The following is a 17,835-nucleotide window of genomic DNA, read 5'->3' on the forward strand; positions in this document are numbered from 1 at the left end:
CCGGATGCATTTATTGATGGTGATGTTAATCTGCTGCGTGCAGAAACTGAACTGAGGTTGCCGGAGCAGACTCAGCTTATCTCTGAGTCAGTGGCATCTAATACGGTTGATCAAACCTTAAATCAAGCTGAAGAGATAACAGAGGTTCCTCAAAATACCATCGAGGAAGCGTCCCATTTCCAGAGTACTGCTTCAAGTCCAATAGAATCTGACAACAATATTCACCAGGTAGAAAAGGGTGAAAGTATCAGCGAGATAGCCATGAACCTGGTGCATGACTATCCAGGAACTGATCAGTGGCAGGCAGTAATGAGCCATCTGGTGGCGTTAAATCCTGAAGTCTTTATTGATGGGGATATCAACAAGCTACTTTCTAATGCGCTGCTGATTCTTCCTGCCAGAGATGATTTTGAAGTAGAAGCAGAAAACCAGGAACTCCCGGAAGAAACCTTTGTCGACGTTAATGAGCAGACTTCTGAAAATACGGATGAAGCCACGCCCCCGGCAGAGGTGATTTTATCAGTCAAAGGAAGTGATCAATATCAGGTTTCCCGGGGTGAATCTGTCAGTGCTATCGCCATGAAACTGGCTCCGGATTATCCGGAAGCTCATGACTGGAAAGGCATTATGGAGCAGCTGGTAACCCTGAACCCCGGGGCGTTCATCAATGGTGATGAAAACAGGCTTCGCTCTGATGCCTTTCTGACGCTTCCTGCAAAAGAGTATTTTGAAGTAGAAGCTGAAAATTATGAGCAACCAGCTGATGCTGATTTCTCTGAGGAAGATTTGAGCCAGGCCGGAACGTATGAAGTTTCCAAAGGCGAAAGTCTAAGCTCTATTTCTATTCAGCTGCTACCCGAGTATCCAAACGCTGCCAGTGTAGAAGCCGTTATGGACAGACTGGTTGAACTGAACCCTCAAGCCTTTGTCGGCGGTGATGCCAATCGACTGCTGGCCGAGTCCATACTTGTCTTGCCGGCAGAGGAATACTTCAACGTTGACAGTATTTCTGAGGAAGAAAGTGAAAACCGCTATCAAGTAACTGTCGGTGAAAATATCAGCGCTATCGCGCTGAAGCTGCTGCCAAACTATCCTCAAGCTCAGGATTGGAAAGTGGTGATGAACCGTCTGGTCCAGCTTAACCCTGAGGCATTTATTGAAGGGAATATGGACAGACTTCGCGCTGATGCTTTTCTAACCATTTCCGGGCAGGGCGACCTTGAAATAGAAGCTGAGAATCAGGAGTTGCCAGAGAGTCTGATACCTGACTCATCTTTCAATAAAGATCATCCAGGTGATAAAAAAAAAGTAAACTAACCTACCAGGTGGCTAAAGGCGAGAGCTTGAGTGTTATCGCCTTTAAGTTGCTACCTGAGTTTCCGGAGTCTGGTGGCTGGTATTCACTGATGGAGGCGCTGGTAAAACTGAATCCATCCGTATTGGCCAATACGGATATTGGCATCATCCAGGCGGGTACATTGTTGAAACTGCCTGCAAAAGACTCAACCGTAAATGAAGCCAATGAGATGGTAATGCACTCGCTGCAAAGCCGGGATGAAATAGCAAGGCAAAGAAGAAAAGAGCCGTCGAGTGAAATACTCGCTGCTCCCAATGACACCTCGTATAACACTTCTTATAACAAGATAGGCCAGGCGCTTGCCATCAGAGCAACACCAGAAAATGTCTACGTTGTATCGGCAGGTTATTCAATCAGTATGGTAGCGATACAGCTCTTCCCGGATTTTCCGGAATATGGCAGCTGGTCCGGGCTGATGAGATCCCTGCACGAACTCAATCCCGATGCTTTTATCGACAATGACATTAACCAGCTTCGTTCCAATGTACCGTTAAGGCTGCCGGTAACGATCAGGTATTAAAGCGTTCTCTCTATGTACTAAAGACCTGTCGGCGCATAGACTATGCCACCGATTTAGCAGTTACCGATGGCTTGTCATGTCTGATTTCAGCACCCTCCAGCAGGTTCACCAGGACACTATTGCCGCCCGGGCCACCGCTCCCGGTCGTGGAGGTGTGGGGATTATTCGCGTTTCCGGTCCTGATGCCCTGAGTATTGCCAGGGAAATACTGAAATTAGAACCCAAGCCCCGATTTGCCCATTACAGTCCTTTTCATGATGCTGATGGTCAGGTTCTGGATGAAGGCATAGCACTTTACTTTCCAAATCCCAACTCATTTACCGGTGAGGATGTTCTTGAACTGCAGGGGCATGGTGGTCCTGTCATTCTTGATATGCTGCTGAAACGAATTCTTGCCCTTGGTGTTCGTCAGGCCAACCCGGGAGAGTTCTCAGAGCGCGCGTTCCTTAACGATAAGCTGGACCTGGCCCAGGCAGAGGCCATAGCCGACCTTATAGACAGCACTTCAGAGCAGGCTGCCCGTTCAGCTTTACGATCACTTCAGGGTGCTTTCTCTCAGAGAGTTAATGGTCTGGTGGAGTCTTTGATTGAGCTGAGAATTTATGTGGAAGCCGCCATTGACTTTCCAGAGGAAGAAATTGACTTCCTGAATGATGGAAAGGTCACCGGAGAGTTGGCAAGTATTACTCAGCAGTTGAATGAGGTTATTCGGGAAGCGGGTCAGGGAGCCATTTTAAGGGATGGAATGACCGTGGTTATTGCCGGTCGCCCCAATGCCGGAAAGTCCAGCCTGATGAATGTTCTGGCGGGCAGAGACACCGCTATTGTTACCGAGATAGCAGGAACAACAAGGGATGTACTGAAGGAACATATCAATATTGATGGTATGCCCCTGCATGTGATTGATACCGCTGGTTTACGTGAGACTGATGATCTGGTTGAACAAATTGGCGTTGAGCGGGCCTTTAAAGCCATTGACGAGGCGGACAGGGTGCTGTTGATGGTAGATGGCTCTTCTACCGATGCGACCCATGCTCACGATATCTGGCCTGAATTTGCTGATCGTCTGCCAATCCAGGAAAAGCTGACCATCATCCGCAACAAAGTCGACCTTACTGGCGAGCAGCCAGGATTTACAGAGGTTGATGGCGTTCCGGTGTTACGAATTTGTGCCTGTAATGATCAGAGAAGCGAGCAGGGAATCAGTGCTCTCAGAGAGCACCTGAAATCCTGCATGGGATTTGATGGGGCTATGGAAGGAAGTTTCTCTGCCCGTCGTCGCCATCTTGAGGCTCTGCGCCAGGCCAGCGAATTTATTGAAAATGGCCGACAGCAGCTTGAGCACCTTGGAGCAGGGGAGCTCCTGGCAGAAGATCTTCGGTTGGCTCAAAAGGCTTTGGGCGAAATTACGGGAGTATTTTCCAGTGATGATCTGCTTGGCCGAATCTTCTCTTCTTTCTGTATTGGGAAGTAACAGCACCTATCCATGCTGGATATTCATCTTCCGTAACTGCTGTTGAGCATGAGGATTCCCAGCTTTTTCTGCTGATGTAAACCAGTGTATAGCTTTTATTTCGTCAGGGGCTGTTCCAGTGCCGTTAATAAACATAAAGCCCAAACTGTATTGAGCTGATGAATTCCCACTTAAGGCGGCCTTCATAAAACAATTGAAGGCCTTATAATGGTTTTGTTCCAGAATTTTTCCCTCCATATACATTATGGCCAGCTCATTCAGGGCAGAGTCATTGTTCTGTTCAGCTGCTTTCTGAAGCCAGAAGACCGCGTTTGAGGTGCTTCTTTCAGTTCCAATCCCATCCAAATGCATAATGCCCAGATTATTTTGAGCCTGAGCCAGTCCTTGATTGGCTGCTTTCTCAGTACAGGTAAAAGCGTGTTGATATTTACCAAGTTTCGAATAAACATAGCTAAGTTGATTGAGTGCATGAGCATCATTTCGTGTAGCAGCTTTCTTTAAGAAGAAAATAGCTACGGCATAATTTTTTTCCACACCGATTCCATAGGTATAGAGGGTGCCAAGCAATCTATAAATACGAGCGTTCTTTCTCTTCGTAGCCTCTAAAAGATTTCTCAGGATACTGCTGAATTCCAGAGTACCGGATCGAACATTGTTAAAAAAATCATTCAAATATTGTCGAGCTTTTCTGTTACCCAGATCCTTAGCTTTTGTGATCAAAACCAGACCCTTTGCATATTCTTCTGATTCTTTCATATACAGATAACCCAGTAAGTACAGACTATCTGGATTTTCAGGATCAAGCTTTAAGGCCTTTTCAACCCAGTGAAATGCCTTGGGAATATTTTTTTCACCTGCATCTCCCTGTAAATAAATGGCTCCCAGGCTTGCCATGGCAATAGGGTTGCCATTAATCGCAGATTTCTTACACCATTGCTTTGCAAGGGTATAATCCTGCCGGATCCCCAGACCATTATAATAATGGAGGGATAGAAATTTTTGAGACTCGGGCTCTCCCTGTTTTGCGGACTTTCGGAACCACTTAAAAGATTGTTGGTAATCCTGATTTGTACCCTGACCATAGAAAAAAATAGTTCCAAGCCGTTTCTGGGCAAGGCTATCTCCCTGATTGGCTGCTTTTTCTAACAACTGAAACCCCTTCAGTTGATTCTGAGTGACACCAATACCGTCAATATAGAGAATACCCAGGTTTCTTCTGGCAGCAAGACCGTTGTGTTCTTCTGCAATTGTTGTTAATTCAAAAGCCCGACGCTGCTTATTAACCACATCCGGATGAAAGTAAAGATACCGTAATGCCAATTCAGTACAGGCTTCAGCATCGACAACTAAGCTGCGGTTTATCAGTAACTCTGCCACCTCGAAATGATTATGTTTTACGGCATGGCGCAAAGGTGTACCGTTGGAATTTTTACTGGCTGTAATATCTGCACCTGAATTAAGACAGAATTCTACAGCCTGCAAATCACCAGATACAGCCGCACGAATCAGCAAGGAATTAATATTTTTATTGTGCAGTGGAACATCTGTCATTGATGTAACTTGTCGACAGTTAGGACAGGTTCTTTTTTTGACCACCCAATCCCTAACACACTTTGTATGAAACTGATGCCCACAGTTTATTAGTGTTGTAATTTCGGAAACGTTTTCACTCTTGCTCACCGCTCTATGGTTGAATAACCTGAGAAACTTCCGTTTATCACGAACTGCCTTTTGTTCAGGTTCTTCACTTAAGTGCTCAAGGCAATAGGTACAGTCTGTGGCAATATTATTCATATCATGCATGAAAACAAGCGTAGTCAGCGTTACTGCTTAGATTGAGCTTGACAGGAAAAGTTCCGGTAATATATCAACTTTCTTTGCACTCAAACTCTTATCCCGATATCGAATGCCTTGCCCTGCAACATAATCCTGCCTTTAACGCCATTGCCAGCCCTGAACGCTTTGTTGATATCGCCAAAGCCATGGGTGTTGATACCACGGGTATGAACCAGGAGCAGGCGATTGATGCAGGTATTCAGGCTATCGCTGATTTATCGACTAAGGTAGGTACAGCACAACGTCTGGGCGAGCTTGGTGTGAAAGAAGACAAGCTGGCATTTATGGCGCAAAACGCCCTGAATAATGCCTGTTCTCTGACCAATCTACGCAAGGCAAGCCTGGAAGAGATTGTTGCTATCTATCGCAGCTGTCTGTAATTGGCTCCGGAGAGTGGCCGTTGAAATAAGCGACAGCTACAGGGAAAAAAATAAGGGGGAAGCAGTAGGCTTCCTTCTTTTAAAGGTGATGAAAACGATGACCAGTTTAACCAGTAAACCCGGTACCATTACATTATTGAAATCCGGCTCATTCAGATTGAATGATTTAAGTGAGCTGCTGAATGTATCTGGCCTGAATAGTGATATGGCTGAAGTCAGTGTCACCAATAACAGCAATGCGCTGACTATTGGCCACTTCACCATGTCGCCTGGTGCTGAGTTCGAATATTTTTATGATTCAGTTGAGTACAAAGTTATCACCAAAGGTAAGATTGTTGTTCGTGACACCAGCGGTGAAAAATACGTGGCCGAAGTGGGCGATATCCTTTTATTCTCGCCTGATGTTACCGTGATTTTCGATGGTGAAAGTGATGGTGAGGCTATCTACACAGCTCACCGTGAAGCCAGTGCTGATTTCGCACCCAAAGCATAATCGACGTTTTTTAAAATCGCATTTTCTTTTGAATGCTGGTTTCAGCCAGAAACCAGCTGCCCTTCTGCATCAAAAAGTACCAGATGATGAGGCTCAATACTGAGTTCAACGCTGGCACCGTCCATCACCGGGTTAGTCTGCTCGGACACCAGTTGATAACTGCCCTGATCACACTCGAGTGATATCTCACAGAGAATACTTTTTCCCATAAACTGCTACTTATGCACATAGGGCTGTGGGTAACAAAAAGCCCTGCTATTTTTTTCTGTTTGAGGATATCCCGAATCTCCCGGACAACCGGACAAGATGTTGGCGAACCTGGCTATCAATATTTGAAAAGGGTTCATCCAGTAGCATGATTGAAGGTTTATTGGCCAGAAGTAATGCAGAAGAAGTAATGCAGAAGAAGTAATGCAGGAAGTAATGCAGGAGGAAGTAATGCAGGAGGAAGTAATGCAGGAGGAAGTAATGCAGGACACCCTGCAATTTATCCATACAATGATTGAGATTGTTTTTATTGGTGTCCTTTACCCTTCCTTTAAACCAGTCATTATGGCGGTAGGTATCAATACCATCAAAATGATGATTACCGGTTACCAGTAACCCGGCGTAAGCCAGAACCAAATCCATGTTAGAAATTCCATAACGCTTTTTAATTTTCTTCAAAGCCTGACGAAGCGATGTATTCTTATTGAGAGCCTTACCAACGAAGCAAAGACCACCTAAACCGGTGAAACATTCTCTATCAGAATCAGACTGTTCAAAAGTGAGTTCCACAAAAATGTACCTTCTGAGTGAAAGTTTTACTAAGGATAAGGACAATTTTAGTCTACATTTATTGTGTTCCTGATATTTTAGGGAATTATTCGATCTTGAGGCTAAGGATCAGGAATTATTCAACACGTTACTATCTTCGCAGGATGTTCAATATCAGGGAAGAGTGAGATATACACGACAATATTTATCTGATGTTGATAAAAGATTTCACCGATCCTCTTTGGTTGCATGTTACCGAAAAACAACCTCAGATCACACTTTGGTAACAAGGGGTTCTGGCGGAATTAATCTGTAACATATGATTCTCGAAGATCAACAATGGAATAAACGTAACTATTCAGAACTTGGATTTTGTGTTGTCAAAATCAAACAACTATATAGATTAATGGAGTTTCAAGCCTGTTTATTTTGGTGCGTTTCAGAAGAAACAAACGTGAACTGAAGTTCGGGTAATCAATATGCAGTATTTAGGCTCTTTGGCAGCACAAGATGTGCTTATGAGGGTTGCTGAATGGTTATGAATAAACACTGCTGAATTCGCTAATTTGAGGTACTTGAAAATGTATGTTCAAAGAAACAGCAATGCTACTGGCAACGCAGTGTCGTTGCCGTTGCTTAGATTACCTAATAAGAAAGTAGCAGACGCACGCATTACCGGAAACAATACACTCCCCCGATTATCTAACGATAGTCCGGGTAGTATTGTCCCGCAGGGTAAAACTCTGAACAAGCGGAGTGTTAATTCAGAAGTCCAAGTACCTGCCACATTTACCTTTGAATGCGGTGAGGCTAAAGAAATCGTAAAGGGATATCAAGCAAAGATTATAGAATCTAAGGTCATCCTGGATGAAGTGAGGGTGTCAGGTTGTATAACAAACCTGGGATTATTAAGGAGTGAGTTACTTGAAATTGAAGTTCACGGCCCATCTTATAAGGCAGAGTTCGAAAAGCATGATTCCCTTCGCGAAATGGAAGACTGCGATGAGTTTATTATTGGTAGTCTGGCATTCGTTGAATTAGATGTAGAAAGATGTCTAGATCAGATAGATAGACTGGAAGGAACTTTACCATTCTGTAATCTGGTTACTCCTATTTCTCGCATGGAATGGTATCAGAATGAGGGTGGTGAATTATGGGATCTTGCACAAGAGTACAATTTAGAGATAGCCGAGGTTGAATCTTTTTTAAAGAACAAATGTCAGTATAGCAAGGAACAGATTGGAGCGACTCTAACAGACAAACCGGCCGTGTTAGCGGACAAGTTAGATGCACTTACAGAAAAAATTGACAAAGTGATTATCGAGTTTGAAACGCCGAGGGACGATGAGTCTATTCGCATTGCTGAAGAAATAAAAGAGGTAGAACTTAGCAGAAAGATTAAATTAATTGGTACTTTGTGGGAAGTCTATGATAATGATTTCAACAAAAATAATCTCAATTGCACAATAACCGGCGAGGATCAATCAGCTACTCCAGGCGCTTCAGAAAAGACGACGCAATCCTTCTACACCCCTGAATTTGTTGATATGGAAGAGGATCACGGAAGTGGTCCAAGGGTATACAGTTATGCAGGATGTACAGGTAACGAGAACGTCAACCTAAAGTGTTGTCCAGTTCGTGTTGATGGTGGGATATGGGTAGACAAAGTGGTATGTGATGAGGTTTCTACCTGCACCGAAAATACCCAAAAATGGATAAATACCCAAAAATGGATATATACTCTTGATCCTGATTTTGAAACTGGATTATTACGTGAACATGATAACGTAAGCTCTTTCTGTAAGAAAAAAGGCTGGGGTGATGCAAAATTTTCTAACAATCCAATCGTCGTCGCGCCTATCTGTGAGGAGAACTGCGAATTCGTGGGTCCTGATTACGTATGTGATAGCGCTGGTAAGACCCACTACTCTAAGTGTGAATTCGATTTCAGAATGTGCCTGACAAATAATTCACTAAGATCACAAAAGATTGTTATCGTGAGTTCAGGCGGTTGCAAACCAAAATCAGATACGTCGGATTCACCGGTTGCCCGAATTTCAACCGCTAATGCCGGGGAAATGACAGAAGCACCGGCTCCATTGTCCACTACTCCAGGCGCTTCAGAAAAGACGGCACAATCCTCCTATATCCCTGGATTTGTTGACAGTGGTGGGTCGGATAGAGGTGACGGAGTAACGACAGAAGTTCCGCCCCCACTGCTCACCACTTCACCGGTTGCCCGGATTTCAACCGCTAATGCTTGGGGAACTATAGATGAATACTCTTTAGCATGTCCGGAAGCAGTCCTCGCCCCCCATGATTATTCCAAGATGAGTGATATTACGAATAAAAGGCGCAGTGCATTCAATAGGTATACCGAATCTTCATATCTTTGTAATTTTGTTACTGGAGCTAATTGTCCGGGACTGGTGAATCATGAATTCTTGAGGACGTTGGATCGGGAAGTCACTAAGACGAAGAACTTGATAGAGAATGAATATTCTCGGTTTATGGACGTATTACATGACGATTTCATAAAATTTGTAGATAATCAGGACGACCAGTCTATTTGCAAGGTTAAAAAACTGAAAGTAGACAGTGATCACAGACGAAGCTTGGCATTGAGCGATATAGAGTCAGAACTATGCTCCTCGAAGTCAGAGTCAGAACTATGCTCGAAGCCAGAGGAAGAAGGATTCCGATTTAGACCTTTTGACGCCAAGGTCAATATAGCTCCGCCATTAGAATGCAGTGAGCTTTCTGAGATCGCGGCGGTATATGAAACAAGGCTGGCAGAACTTAACCGCATCTTTATCAGAGCGGAAGAAAGAAGATGTACAGACTGGGACAGGCAATCATTAAAAAATGAGATAATTGAAATCCGAGATATGAGTGGTGCTTATAAACGGTCTATCTACGATGATAATCTTTTAACACAGCAAGACTGCACGGATGAAGAGAGAGAAAAAAATTATCAAAAAATGGGGCATGCTACTATAGACGCGAGAGATAGGCTAGACAGGGTGATACCGTTGGAAGCATTACCACCCTGTTCATTTTCCTCTACGGTTGCCCGGACATCAACTGCTAATACAGAAGGAGTGACAGAAGCTTCGACCCCGTTGTCGCCCATCTTCGTTTCATCTGTTGACGAGACATTAAACCCTGCATATCAATCACTGTTGGACAGGATTAAGCAGCTTGAGAGTGAATACCTTGGGGCGTCTACAACTGCGTTACGCATGGGTGTATCAGATATATGTACTGAGGGTCAGGCAGATTCTGATAGAGCCAGTCAATACAAACAGCAGATAGAAGATCAAGCAACTGAATTAAATCAACTGCTTGATCAACTCATCCTTGTATACACTGCGTGGAATGATGATGGTGGCAATGAAAATATCAATTTAGCCGATGAGCGTAAACAATGGATTGCAGATGTCAGAACAGAGGTTACAGTTCATTATCAGGCGTTGTTGAGTAACAGCAGGGAAGAACTTTGTCCAACGGGTACTGAGCCGAAAACAACGGGCGCAGTGCCGGAGGTAACGGATGCTGAGCCGAAAACAACGGGCGCTGTTCTGCAGAAGAAATGCAGTGAGATTCCTGAGATTGCCGTTCTTGACAACCGCGAAGGAAGGTTGACTGAAGTTAAAGGGATGTTGGATATGGCGGTAGACACAGGATGCATTGCCTGGGACAGCCAGTCCTTGACACGTGAGTTGGCTGACATCAATAAAGCCAATACTGATCTTTATGCAATGCTCACTAACGGCAGGAATGGTGAACATTGTGATGTTACGCAAGCCTGCACGGAAGCTGAAATCTTAAACATTGAGGGAAGGCTGCTGGCCATCACATTAGATCTTGGGAATTTGCAACAGAGACAGCTGGAAAACACATTGAGACCCTGTTCGCGTTTATTACCCAGCCCGGAAACAGCCTCTGAGCCCTCGGCTACAACCCCTTCTGTTATCGTTTCTACTGAGCAGTCTGGTACCCACGTAGAACCCGGGCAAAAGCCGGGAAATATAGTAGATGACCTTTTACAACTGCTGGGAAAATATAACCACCACCATCACCACGAAGATCCGGATATATCACCTGGTTTTGTCGTAGAAAAAACGGTACAGAAAAAAAAGACCAGTACCGTTGTTAAAAAAACCTCTTTTATCTACAACAGTAGATCCCGACGTTCAATCGATAACGGCACCGATACATTGGCCATTAATGGCACTACTAATGGCACTACTAATGGTATTACGGTCAGGGACGAGCAAGAAAACGGCAACTTCACTATCGGTAAAACTGAAGGATCAACCATCCAGGGCAACTCAGAACATCACTCGGGAAGAGATTGCAGAGCAGAATCTGGGGACGATGTCGCCTCGGGCAGTTCCAGTCACCACCAGGGCATTGTGCCGACTATCACACGGGCTGCGGCAGGCGTGGTGCTGCAGGGTATGTCCTGGCTGACGAGAAATTTTCCCGGCCAACCGTCCGCAGGGCCCTCTGATGCCATCAATGAATCTGGCCCGAGTGGTCTGAATCCGGGCCTTAGCGAGCCCTATTCACAAAAAGCGGTGTTTACCGCCCATACCCGACATACCGTTGGGCATGAGGAGGATCAACCCTGGCAGGCTGATGTTGTCTTTACCGGGCAGCCGGGCGGAGATCCGTCAGCGACGCCTCACACTGCCAATACCGCCAGCCAGCAAGGCCGGGGCGCTGACCAGTCTGATGCGTACCAGCAGATTGCTGAATCATTGGTCAACCACGCCCGGCCTGACTGGCAGAAAAAGACGGAATTATTTCAGAGCGGTGATTTACAGGACCTCCGGTTACCAGGCACCAAGGCTGAGGCCTTTACCTCCCTGGTCAGCCGTTATGCCGACAATCATGACGGCCAGTTGCCTGAGGGCTTTGCCCGGCAACCTTCCGGTTTTACCTACACCAGCCCACAGGATTATGAGTTTGACTGTGACCCGCAGCTCAGCACTTGCAATGTGGATGATCTGAATCAGAAACACGCCGGTCCGGACTTGCCGGAAAAAGTGCAAGAGATTATCAATGGTGCCGGTCAGGATGCCCGCAGTCGGCAACATGAAAATCTGAGCCATCTGGGGTCAGCTGCCTACAGTGCCCTGGAACTGGGTAATTTCTTCGCCAGCTGGGTCAATGGCCGCCAGATGATGCCCAGCCGGGCCTACGATGAAACCCACAGCGGTCTGGCTGCCAATCAAACGGATTCTTCCGAAATGCCCATGGGCACCCCCCCTGCCATGAGCCTGACCCGGGACAGCTTCGCTATTGCCCGGGGCCTCTATAACGACGTTTCCGGGTTCCTTGCGCGGCTGGAGGAAAACCCGGGGCGTGAAATCAGCAGGCAATGGAGTACAGACGACACTCTTCATATGGCTATGCTGCTCTGTGCTAACAACCTGCCTGGTCAGCCACGGGTAGAGCTGACTGCAGATTTCGCCCGTGAAGTGCTCCATTCACCCACACTGGGTATTAACCATGAGCGGTCGGTAAATATCTTTGTTCTGAACGACCGTGGTAGTCTGTCTATTAAGGGCAACGCCACTGGCAGCAGTCTGGCTTTTCATCGGGATAACGCCATGGAACCAGCGTCAGACAATGCTCGTGCAATGGTCAGCTGTATGCTCGGTGCCATGGCCAGAGACAATCTGGAACCCGGGCAGATGGATACCGGCAGGATTGTCGACATGGCCTCCAGGCTGCAACGTCAGCAGCAACAAAACGTAACAGGCACCCTGGGCAGATACCTGAACCCGGACTTGAACGAACAGCATCCGCAAAGGCATCAACTGGCAACACGCCTTCAGCAACTGGCCAGTGACCGCAATAGCCAGCTGTTTTCCGGTCCCATGGCCAGCGCAGAGATTATGGGGCTTCTGCTGAAGCCTGATGTTGATGGGAACGCTGTCACGGCGGCCAAAGAGCAGTTTTTTGCCCTGTCACCCACCGATCAGCTGGCTAGTATCGAAGCCCTGGGCAGGCAACCGGATCTCTGGGAACAAGACCTGTCCGACCAGCTTTTTCGGGAGGTCAGAAGCGACCTGTCCGGCCAGCAGTCCAGTGATGAAAGTGAGCAAAGCTGGCAGTTGTTTCTCTATCTGGTCGACACCCGGGTTAAGACCAATGACAGGGTGACCAGTAGTATCAGGTTAATGAGCTTTGTCCACCAGTCATTAGGCGGTTCCGATGAAGTGATGGATGAGTCGCAGCAACTGGCACGGTTTATGGCCGAGCATTTAGCGGAACCGACCATGTCGCTGTACCAACAGTCAGTCCCTGAAGATGAGCGCCGGCTCCCTGTCCCATTTGAAAACAGCAGTACTCCACAGTCAGATCAGCCAGCGGACAGTCTGACAGGCACCCTGCTTGATGTGGCTCCAAAAACAAAAGATAAAGATAAAAAAGTCACCATGTTTAATGGCTACATCCAGATAAAAAAGGAGGTTACAAGCCGCCACCGTTTCTATTTTGAGGATATGGGAGAGTCGCAGAAAAAACATCTTGTCAGCAATGTGTCGTTAACCTGTTTTGACGGGCTGGCTGATGGCATACTTGACCGACAGTTGACGTCTGAGCGCAGAACAGAAGTGATAATGGAGCAACTGGGCAAGGAACAACAGGAGTTTGTGCAATTTAACCTCTCTACGAGACTGTAATTATACCAATTCCACGTCTAACGCTGAATTATGCTCATGACAAATCAGGGCTGTGGAGCTTCTATCTCATAGTTTGAAAATGGAAATGGTATTAGAGGCTCTTTTGAGTTTTAAGTGGGTAAATAGAAACCAATTGGGCGTATTATCATCAAAGAATGTGTCAGCCGGTAGAAAATGAGAGTTCAATGGTCATTGCCCCCGAGGAACCAGAATTAAAAACTTGCAGCCCCCCCCACTGTCATCCTGTACAGGGATTGTACAGGATCCATCCATAGGGAGTGATGGTTGGCTTTCCTTGCCAGATGGATTGTGTACAGTCCATGTACACAATGACAGTGATACTCCCCACTCATTGTCATCCTGTACAGGGATTGTACAGGATCCATCCACAGGGAGGTGCCGCTTGATGGTTGGCTTTCCCTGCTGGATGGATTGTGTACAGTCCATGTATACAATGACAGTGATACTCCCACCCACTGTCATCCTTCACGGGGGCTCAGTTCAGGTTAAGTGTTGGTACACTTCCCAAAGCCTGTAACGCCGCGAGATTCTCAGAATTACTGAGTTCCTCGCTACAGTTAGCTTTCAGCAACTTGTGGTAAAACACCAACACTTATCTGGAACTGAGCCCTTCACGGGGATGTGAACGCGCTGCCAGCTGGCTATCCCTGCCTGGAGGATTCCGTACAATCTCGGTAATTGCTCCTGCATTACTCTACCTCCTGCATCCATGCAGTTGCCTGTACGGAATGACAGTGGAGAAATATCTACCCACTCATTTTTCAAAAGAACCTAATTAGATAAGTGCGTTTAGGATGGTAACGTCCTCTTCTGGTCGTGGAAAACAAATTCTGATCCTGAGCAAAAACGTTTTCAGTCAAAGGGTCGGTTTGTCAGGCTTTATGAAATCCATGTGGATGAGATCAAGGACTTTATGGTAGATCTGGCTATTACATTGAGGCTCTTGTTTGGTTTTAACAGGTATTTGGTTTTAACAGGCTGACTTTATTGATGTAGCCGAAGCCTTGCAGTGCCAGGGAATAGGGTGTTTTTCTGGAAAACTGCCTTACCCTTGCTAACAGGGGTTGCAGGACAATTCCAGTAAACCGCCTGCTAGAACCAGTTAAGAGCCTACATCAATTGCATCGCTTCATGCATCTCAGTCCTTATGTTGTCAGACCGTGGACCAAAAATAGCCTGCATATTCTGACCAATGACCACCACGGCAGTCGCTCCCAACTGTTTAATCCGATCCACATCCACAGATTCTGTATTATTTACGGTGACTCTCAGCCGGGTAATACAGGCATCCAGATTTTTAATATTACCTTTGCCGCCAAAGGCGTTGATCAGGTTCACCGCCAGCTCGCTGGAGGGTTCCACTTTGATGTTACTCTCACTCTCATCTTCCCGGCCCGGGGTTTTCATATCCATGGCGGTTATCATGACCCGGAAAATAACGTAATAAAGCACTGCATAAAGTGCCCCGAGCATAATGATCCAGAGGGGTTTGGTGGCAATCCCGAAATAGAGGACGTAGTCGATCAGGCCATTGGAAAAAGACATGGCCATCTTGACATCGAGATAGTTGGTAATGGCAAGGGCCATACCCGCCAGCAATGCATGGATACCGTAGAGAATGGGGGCAACAAACAGAAAGGAGAACTCGATGGGTTCGGTAATGCCGGTCAATACCGAGGTCAGTGCTGCAGACAGCATGATACCGCCGGTTCGGGCTCTGTTTTCCGGCTTGGCGCAGTGCCAGATGGCGATGGCTGCCGCTGGCAGGCCAAACATTTTGAACAGGTAGCCACCAGCAAGAAAACCGGCAGTGGGATCACCGGCGAAAAAGCGGGCGATATCGCCGGTAAAGACCTGGCCAGAGGCATCAACGAACTCACCCATTTCCATCTGGAAGGGCACATTCCAGATATGGTGCAGGCCAAAGGGAATCAATGCTCTTTCCACCACTCCATAGACAAATCCGGCCATCACCGGATTCTCGGTGACGGACCACTGGGAAAAGGCATCAATCAGGCCCTGGATTGGTGGCCAGATAAAACTCAGCCCAATGCCCAGAACAATGGCCAGCACCCCGGTAATAATGGGGACAAAGCGCTTGCCGGCAAAGAATCCCAGGTAATCGGGCAGCTGGATTTTGTAATACCGGTTAAACATGGACGCCGCCAGAACGCCCGCAATAATACCGCCAAACACCCCGGTATCAATGGTTTCAATACCCATCATGGAAACCGGCTCATAGCCGAGCTGGCGGGCCATGACCCCCATAGTGCCCAGCATAACGGCGTAACCTACGACGGCGGCCACCGAGGACACACCATCATTTTCAGTCAGTCCAATGGCGGTACCAATGGCGAAAATCACCGGCAGGTTACCAAATACCGACCCTCCAGCCTGAGCCATAATGCTGGAGATCAGCTCAGGTATGAAAGAAAAACCGGCGCTGCCCACGCCCAGAAGTATCCCGGCGACAGGCAGTACCGCCACAGGCAGCATCAGTGCCCTGCCGATTTTTTGCAGTATACCGAATGTGGTCTTGATCATAGGGAGACTCCGGGAAGAAACAACGGGTGAGAGAGCTGGGTCAGAAGAACGGGGGATTAACCCGGGGGGTCATCTTTAAAATCAGGTTGGTGTCGTAGCAGTCTGTTCCTGTCGGATTTCGTTCAGATAAGATGCATGTGGTGTCATATGGCTTGAAGAGATAAGCAGTCATTCACAAGAATAGACGAACTCTGTGTTTTTCCATGACCGCCGTGCTTGATTTTGTCCTTGAGCCAGGATTACCTGCTGTCAGGGCATCTCGTGATAGGTATATGCCGAACAATATTGATGCAGATCAATAAAAAGGATTCGGTAATTACTTATTATTGGTGCGTGGAATAGATCAATGAGAGCAGGTTCCAAAAAATAAAAAACAGCCTGCTCCGGGTCTTGTCAGGATGAGTTCCACAAAGGATATAAGAATAGAAGCGGGAACCAGTAGCGTCACAGTCAGTAAAGCCCGGGTTTGAGGGGACCCGGGTTTTTTTTTATCTTTTCAGAAAATGTTACGATGACTATTGGTAGAGATAGAGCGTAGCCATGTTGGCCTGACTTTGGAGCTAATGGATTCATGCAATTTCTGATTACTGGCGGGACGGGATTTATTGGGAGTCGGTTGGTTCATCGCCTGCTTAATGAAGGGCATCAGGTGGTTGTGCTTAGCCGTCAGTCGGCCAAAGATGTCCGGTTGCAGTTGTCTACCCGTGTGAAGCCTGTTTCATCCCTGGCCGCGGTCAACCCGGCAACCTGTTTTGATGCGGTTATTAATCTCGCGGGTGAGGGTATTCTCGACAAACGCTGGAGCCAGGCTCGAAAGAAAGTCCTGCTGGATAGCCGGATCGGGGTAACCTCTGAACTGGTCGACCTGATTGAGCGTATGGAGAATAAGCCTGGCTGCTTTATCAGCGCGTCTGCTGTTGGCTATCCAGGCGGAACATTTAAACGACAATATTCTTGGCCGTGCCCTCGACAGTCTGTACGACGCTGGCGTCAGCGAATTGTATCTGAACCTTGCTGTTAAGGTAGTTCACCATTTGAAACTTCCCTGTAAGGCATTGAATTTGGATGGTACCAGCCTGCATGTGGATGGTAAGTACAAAAGCGATGAAAATCCTGATGACTTGAACTGCATCCATATTTGCCCCGGCTACAGCCGTGATCACCGGCCTGATCTAAACCAGGTTGTCTTGCAGTTAATAACCGAAAGTCAGGCGGGTATTCCTGTCTTTATGGCACCAGCCAGCGGGAATATAAACGACAAAACCTGCTTTCAAGAGATCATCAAACAACACCTGGCGTGTTTCAAAGCGGCTCTCAATAACCGTTACCTGGTGGCTGACTCGGCGCTTTATGTTGCTGAAACCCTTCGGTCTCTCGATGAGCAAAAACAGTTGTTTATCTCCCGGGTTCCCCTGAATATCAAGGATGCAAAGGCGCTGGTCAGAAAAGCACCTTCTATGTCATTGAAGCCTGTTGAAAGTCATGAAGATTATTACTCTGCTGAAGTGTCTTCCTGCTATGGAGAGGTTAAACAACGATGGGTCTTGTTCCGGAATGAAAAGCGCAGACTTGGTGAGCAGAAAGCGCTGACAAAAAGAATGCAGAAGAAGTCACTGAAAGAGGCCAATAACCTGGAAAAACTGGGCAAAAAGGGCTTTCTGTGCCAAGAAGATGCATTGAAGGCGTTTGCCCTGTGGCAGAAGCAATGCGAGTACTGCCAGAGTGAAGTGGAGCCTGAGATCATTAGCAAGCCTTG

Annotated in this window: 12 protein-coding genes and 1 pseudogene; 8 read left to right on the top strand and 5 right to left on the bottom strand. The window is 46.8% G+C overall.

From position 1 onward, the window contains the following. From RM811_RS09310 to mnmE, 3 genes are all read left to right on the top strand, one after another. Positions 1-1,317 (top strand): hypothetical protein (locus RM811_RS09310; protein WP_402523260.1); only part of this gene is annotated, 1,317 nt, incomplete at its 5' end. Positions 1,318-1,343: 26 nt separating this feature from the next. After that, positions 1,344-1,877: a hypothetical protein gene (locus RM811_RS09315; protein ID WP_402523262.1), complete on the top strand. Its 534-nt coding sequence runs from the start codon at positions 1,344-1,346 to the stop codon at positions 1,875-1,877. A 76-nt stretch (positions 1,878-1,953) separates the two neighbouring features. Beyond that, positions 1,954-3,351, top strand: coding sequence for a tRNA uridine-5-carboxymethylaminomethyl(34) synthesis GTPase MnmE (gene mnmE, locus RM811_RS09320; protein ID WP_402523265.1), 1,398 nt, complete (start codon positions 1,954-1,956; stop codon positions 3,349-3,351). A 6-nt stretch (positions 3,352-3,357) separates the two neighbouring features. Here the strand turns inward: mnmE and RM811_RS09325 are convergent, their stop codons facing one another. Both RM811_RS09325 and RM811_RS09330 read right to left on the bottom strand, forming a co-directional pair. Continuing rightward, positions 3,358-4,902: an ankyrin repeat domain-containing protein gene (locus tag RM811_RS09325; protein WP_402523285.1), complete on the bottom strand. Its 1,545-nt coding sequence runs from the start codon at positions 4,900-4,902 to the stop codon at positions 3,358-3,360. 24 nt (positions 4,903-4,926) lie between these two features. Further along, positions 4,927-5,154 (bottom strand): annotated as a pseudogene (locus RM811_RS09330) (RING finger domain-containing protein); the annotation flags it as partial. A gap of 38 nt (positions 5,155-5,192) precedes the next feature. Here RM811_RS09330 and RM811_RS09335 point away from each other — a divergent pair. Continuing rightward, positions 5,193-5,567 carry an iron-containing alcohol dehydrogenase gene (locus RM811_RS09335; protein ID WP_402523267.1) on the top strand — a complete coding sequence of 125 codons (375 nt, stop codon included), beginning with the start codon at positions 5,193-5,195 and terminating at the stop codon, positions 5,565-5,567. A 97-nt stretch (positions 5,568-5,664) separates the two neighbouring features. Next, the gene (locus RM811_RS09340; protein WP_402523269.1) at positions 5,665-6,060 is read left to right on the top strand and encodes a hypothetical protein; all 396 of its coding nucleotides are present in this window, start codon (positions 5,665-5,667) and stop codon (positions 6,058-6,060) included. Between the two features lie 41 nt (positions 6,061-6,101). Here the strand turns inward: RM811_RS09340 and RM811_RS09345 are convergent, their stop codons facing one another. Together RM811_RS09345 and RM811_RS09350 are read right to left on the bottom strand one after the other, a co-directional pair. Continuing rightward, entirely contained in the window at positions 6,102-6,269 is a 168-nt protein-coding gene (locus RM811_RS09345) for a hypothetical protein (RefSeq protein WP_402523271.1), read from the bottom strand. A gap of 46 nt (positions 6,270-6,315) precedes the next feature. Beyond that, on the bottom strand, positions 6,316-6,837 hold the full coding sequence (locus RM811_RS09350) for a hypothetical protein (protein WP_402523273.1): 522 nt from the start codon (positions 6,835-6,837) through the stop codon (positions 6,316-6,318). Between the two features lie 560 nt (positions 6,838-7,397). Here RM811_RS09350 and RM811_RS09355 point away from each other — a divergent pair. Then, positions 7,398-13,514, top strand: a complete 6,117-nt coding sequence (locus RM811_RS09355) for a Kazal-type serine protease inhibitor family protein (RefSeq protein ID WP_402523275.1) — start codon at positions 7,398-7,400, stop codon at positions 13,512-13,514. Between the two features lie 1,131 nt (positions 13,515-14,645). Here the strand turns inward: RM811_RS09355 and ptsG are convergent. Next, a complete protein-coding gene (ptsG, locus tag RM811_RS09360; RefSeq protein WP_402523277.1) occupies positions 14,646-16,079 on the bottom strand; it encodes a PTS glucose transporter subunit IIBC in 1,434 nt (477 codons plus the stop codon). A gap of 571 nt (positions 16,080-16,650) precedes the next feature. Here ptsG and RM811_RS09365 point away from each other — a divergent pair. Both RM811_RS09365 and RM811_RS09370 read left to right on the top strand, forming a co-directional pair. Then, positions 16,651-17,100: an NAD-dependent epimerase/dehydratase family protein gene (locus RM811_RS09365; protein ID WP_402523280.1), complete on the top strand. Its 450-nt coding sequence runs from the start codon at positions 16,651-16,653 to the stop codon at positions 17,098-17,100. After that, on the top strand, positions 16,997-17,835 hold an 839-nt coding region (locus RM811_RS09370; protein ID WP_402523282.1), incomplete at its 3' end, for an IS1634 family transposase. The genes RM811_RS09365 and RM811_RS09370, both read left to right, overlap by 104 nt.

This window comes from Endozoicomonas sp., from assembly GCF_031844845.1.
Lineage (GTDB): Bacteria > Pseudomonadota > Gammaproteobacteria > Pseudomonadales > Endozoicomonadaceae > Endozoicomonas.

Coding starts and splice junctions, on each gene's coding strand:
- RM811_RS09355 (WP_402523275.1), top strand. CDS start 7,398: ATGTATGTTCAAAGAAACAGCAATGCTACTGGCAACGCAGTGTCGTTG.
- RM811_RS09345 (WP_402523271.1), bottom strand. CDS start 6,269: ATGGGAAAAAGTATTCTCTGTGAGATATCACTCGAGTGTGATCAGGGC.
- RM811_RS09365 (WP_402523280.1), top strand. CDS start 16,651: ATGCAATTTCTGATTACTGGCGGGACGGGATTTATTGGGAGTCGGTTG.
- RM811_RS09325 (WP_402523285.1), bottom strand. CDS start 4,902: ATGACAGATGTTCCACTGCACAATAAAAATATTAATTCCTTGCTGATT.
- ptsG (WP_402523277.1), bottom strand. CDS start 16,079: ATGATCAAGACCACATTCGGTATACTGCAAAAAATCGGCAGGGCACTG.
- RM811_RS09340 (WP_402523269.1), top strand. CDS start 5,665: ATGACCAGTTTAACCAGTAAACCCGGTACCATTACATTATTGAAATCC.
- mnmE (WP_402523265.1), top strand. CDS start 1,954: ATGTCTGATTTCAGCACCCTCCAGCAGGTTCACCAGGACACTATTGCC.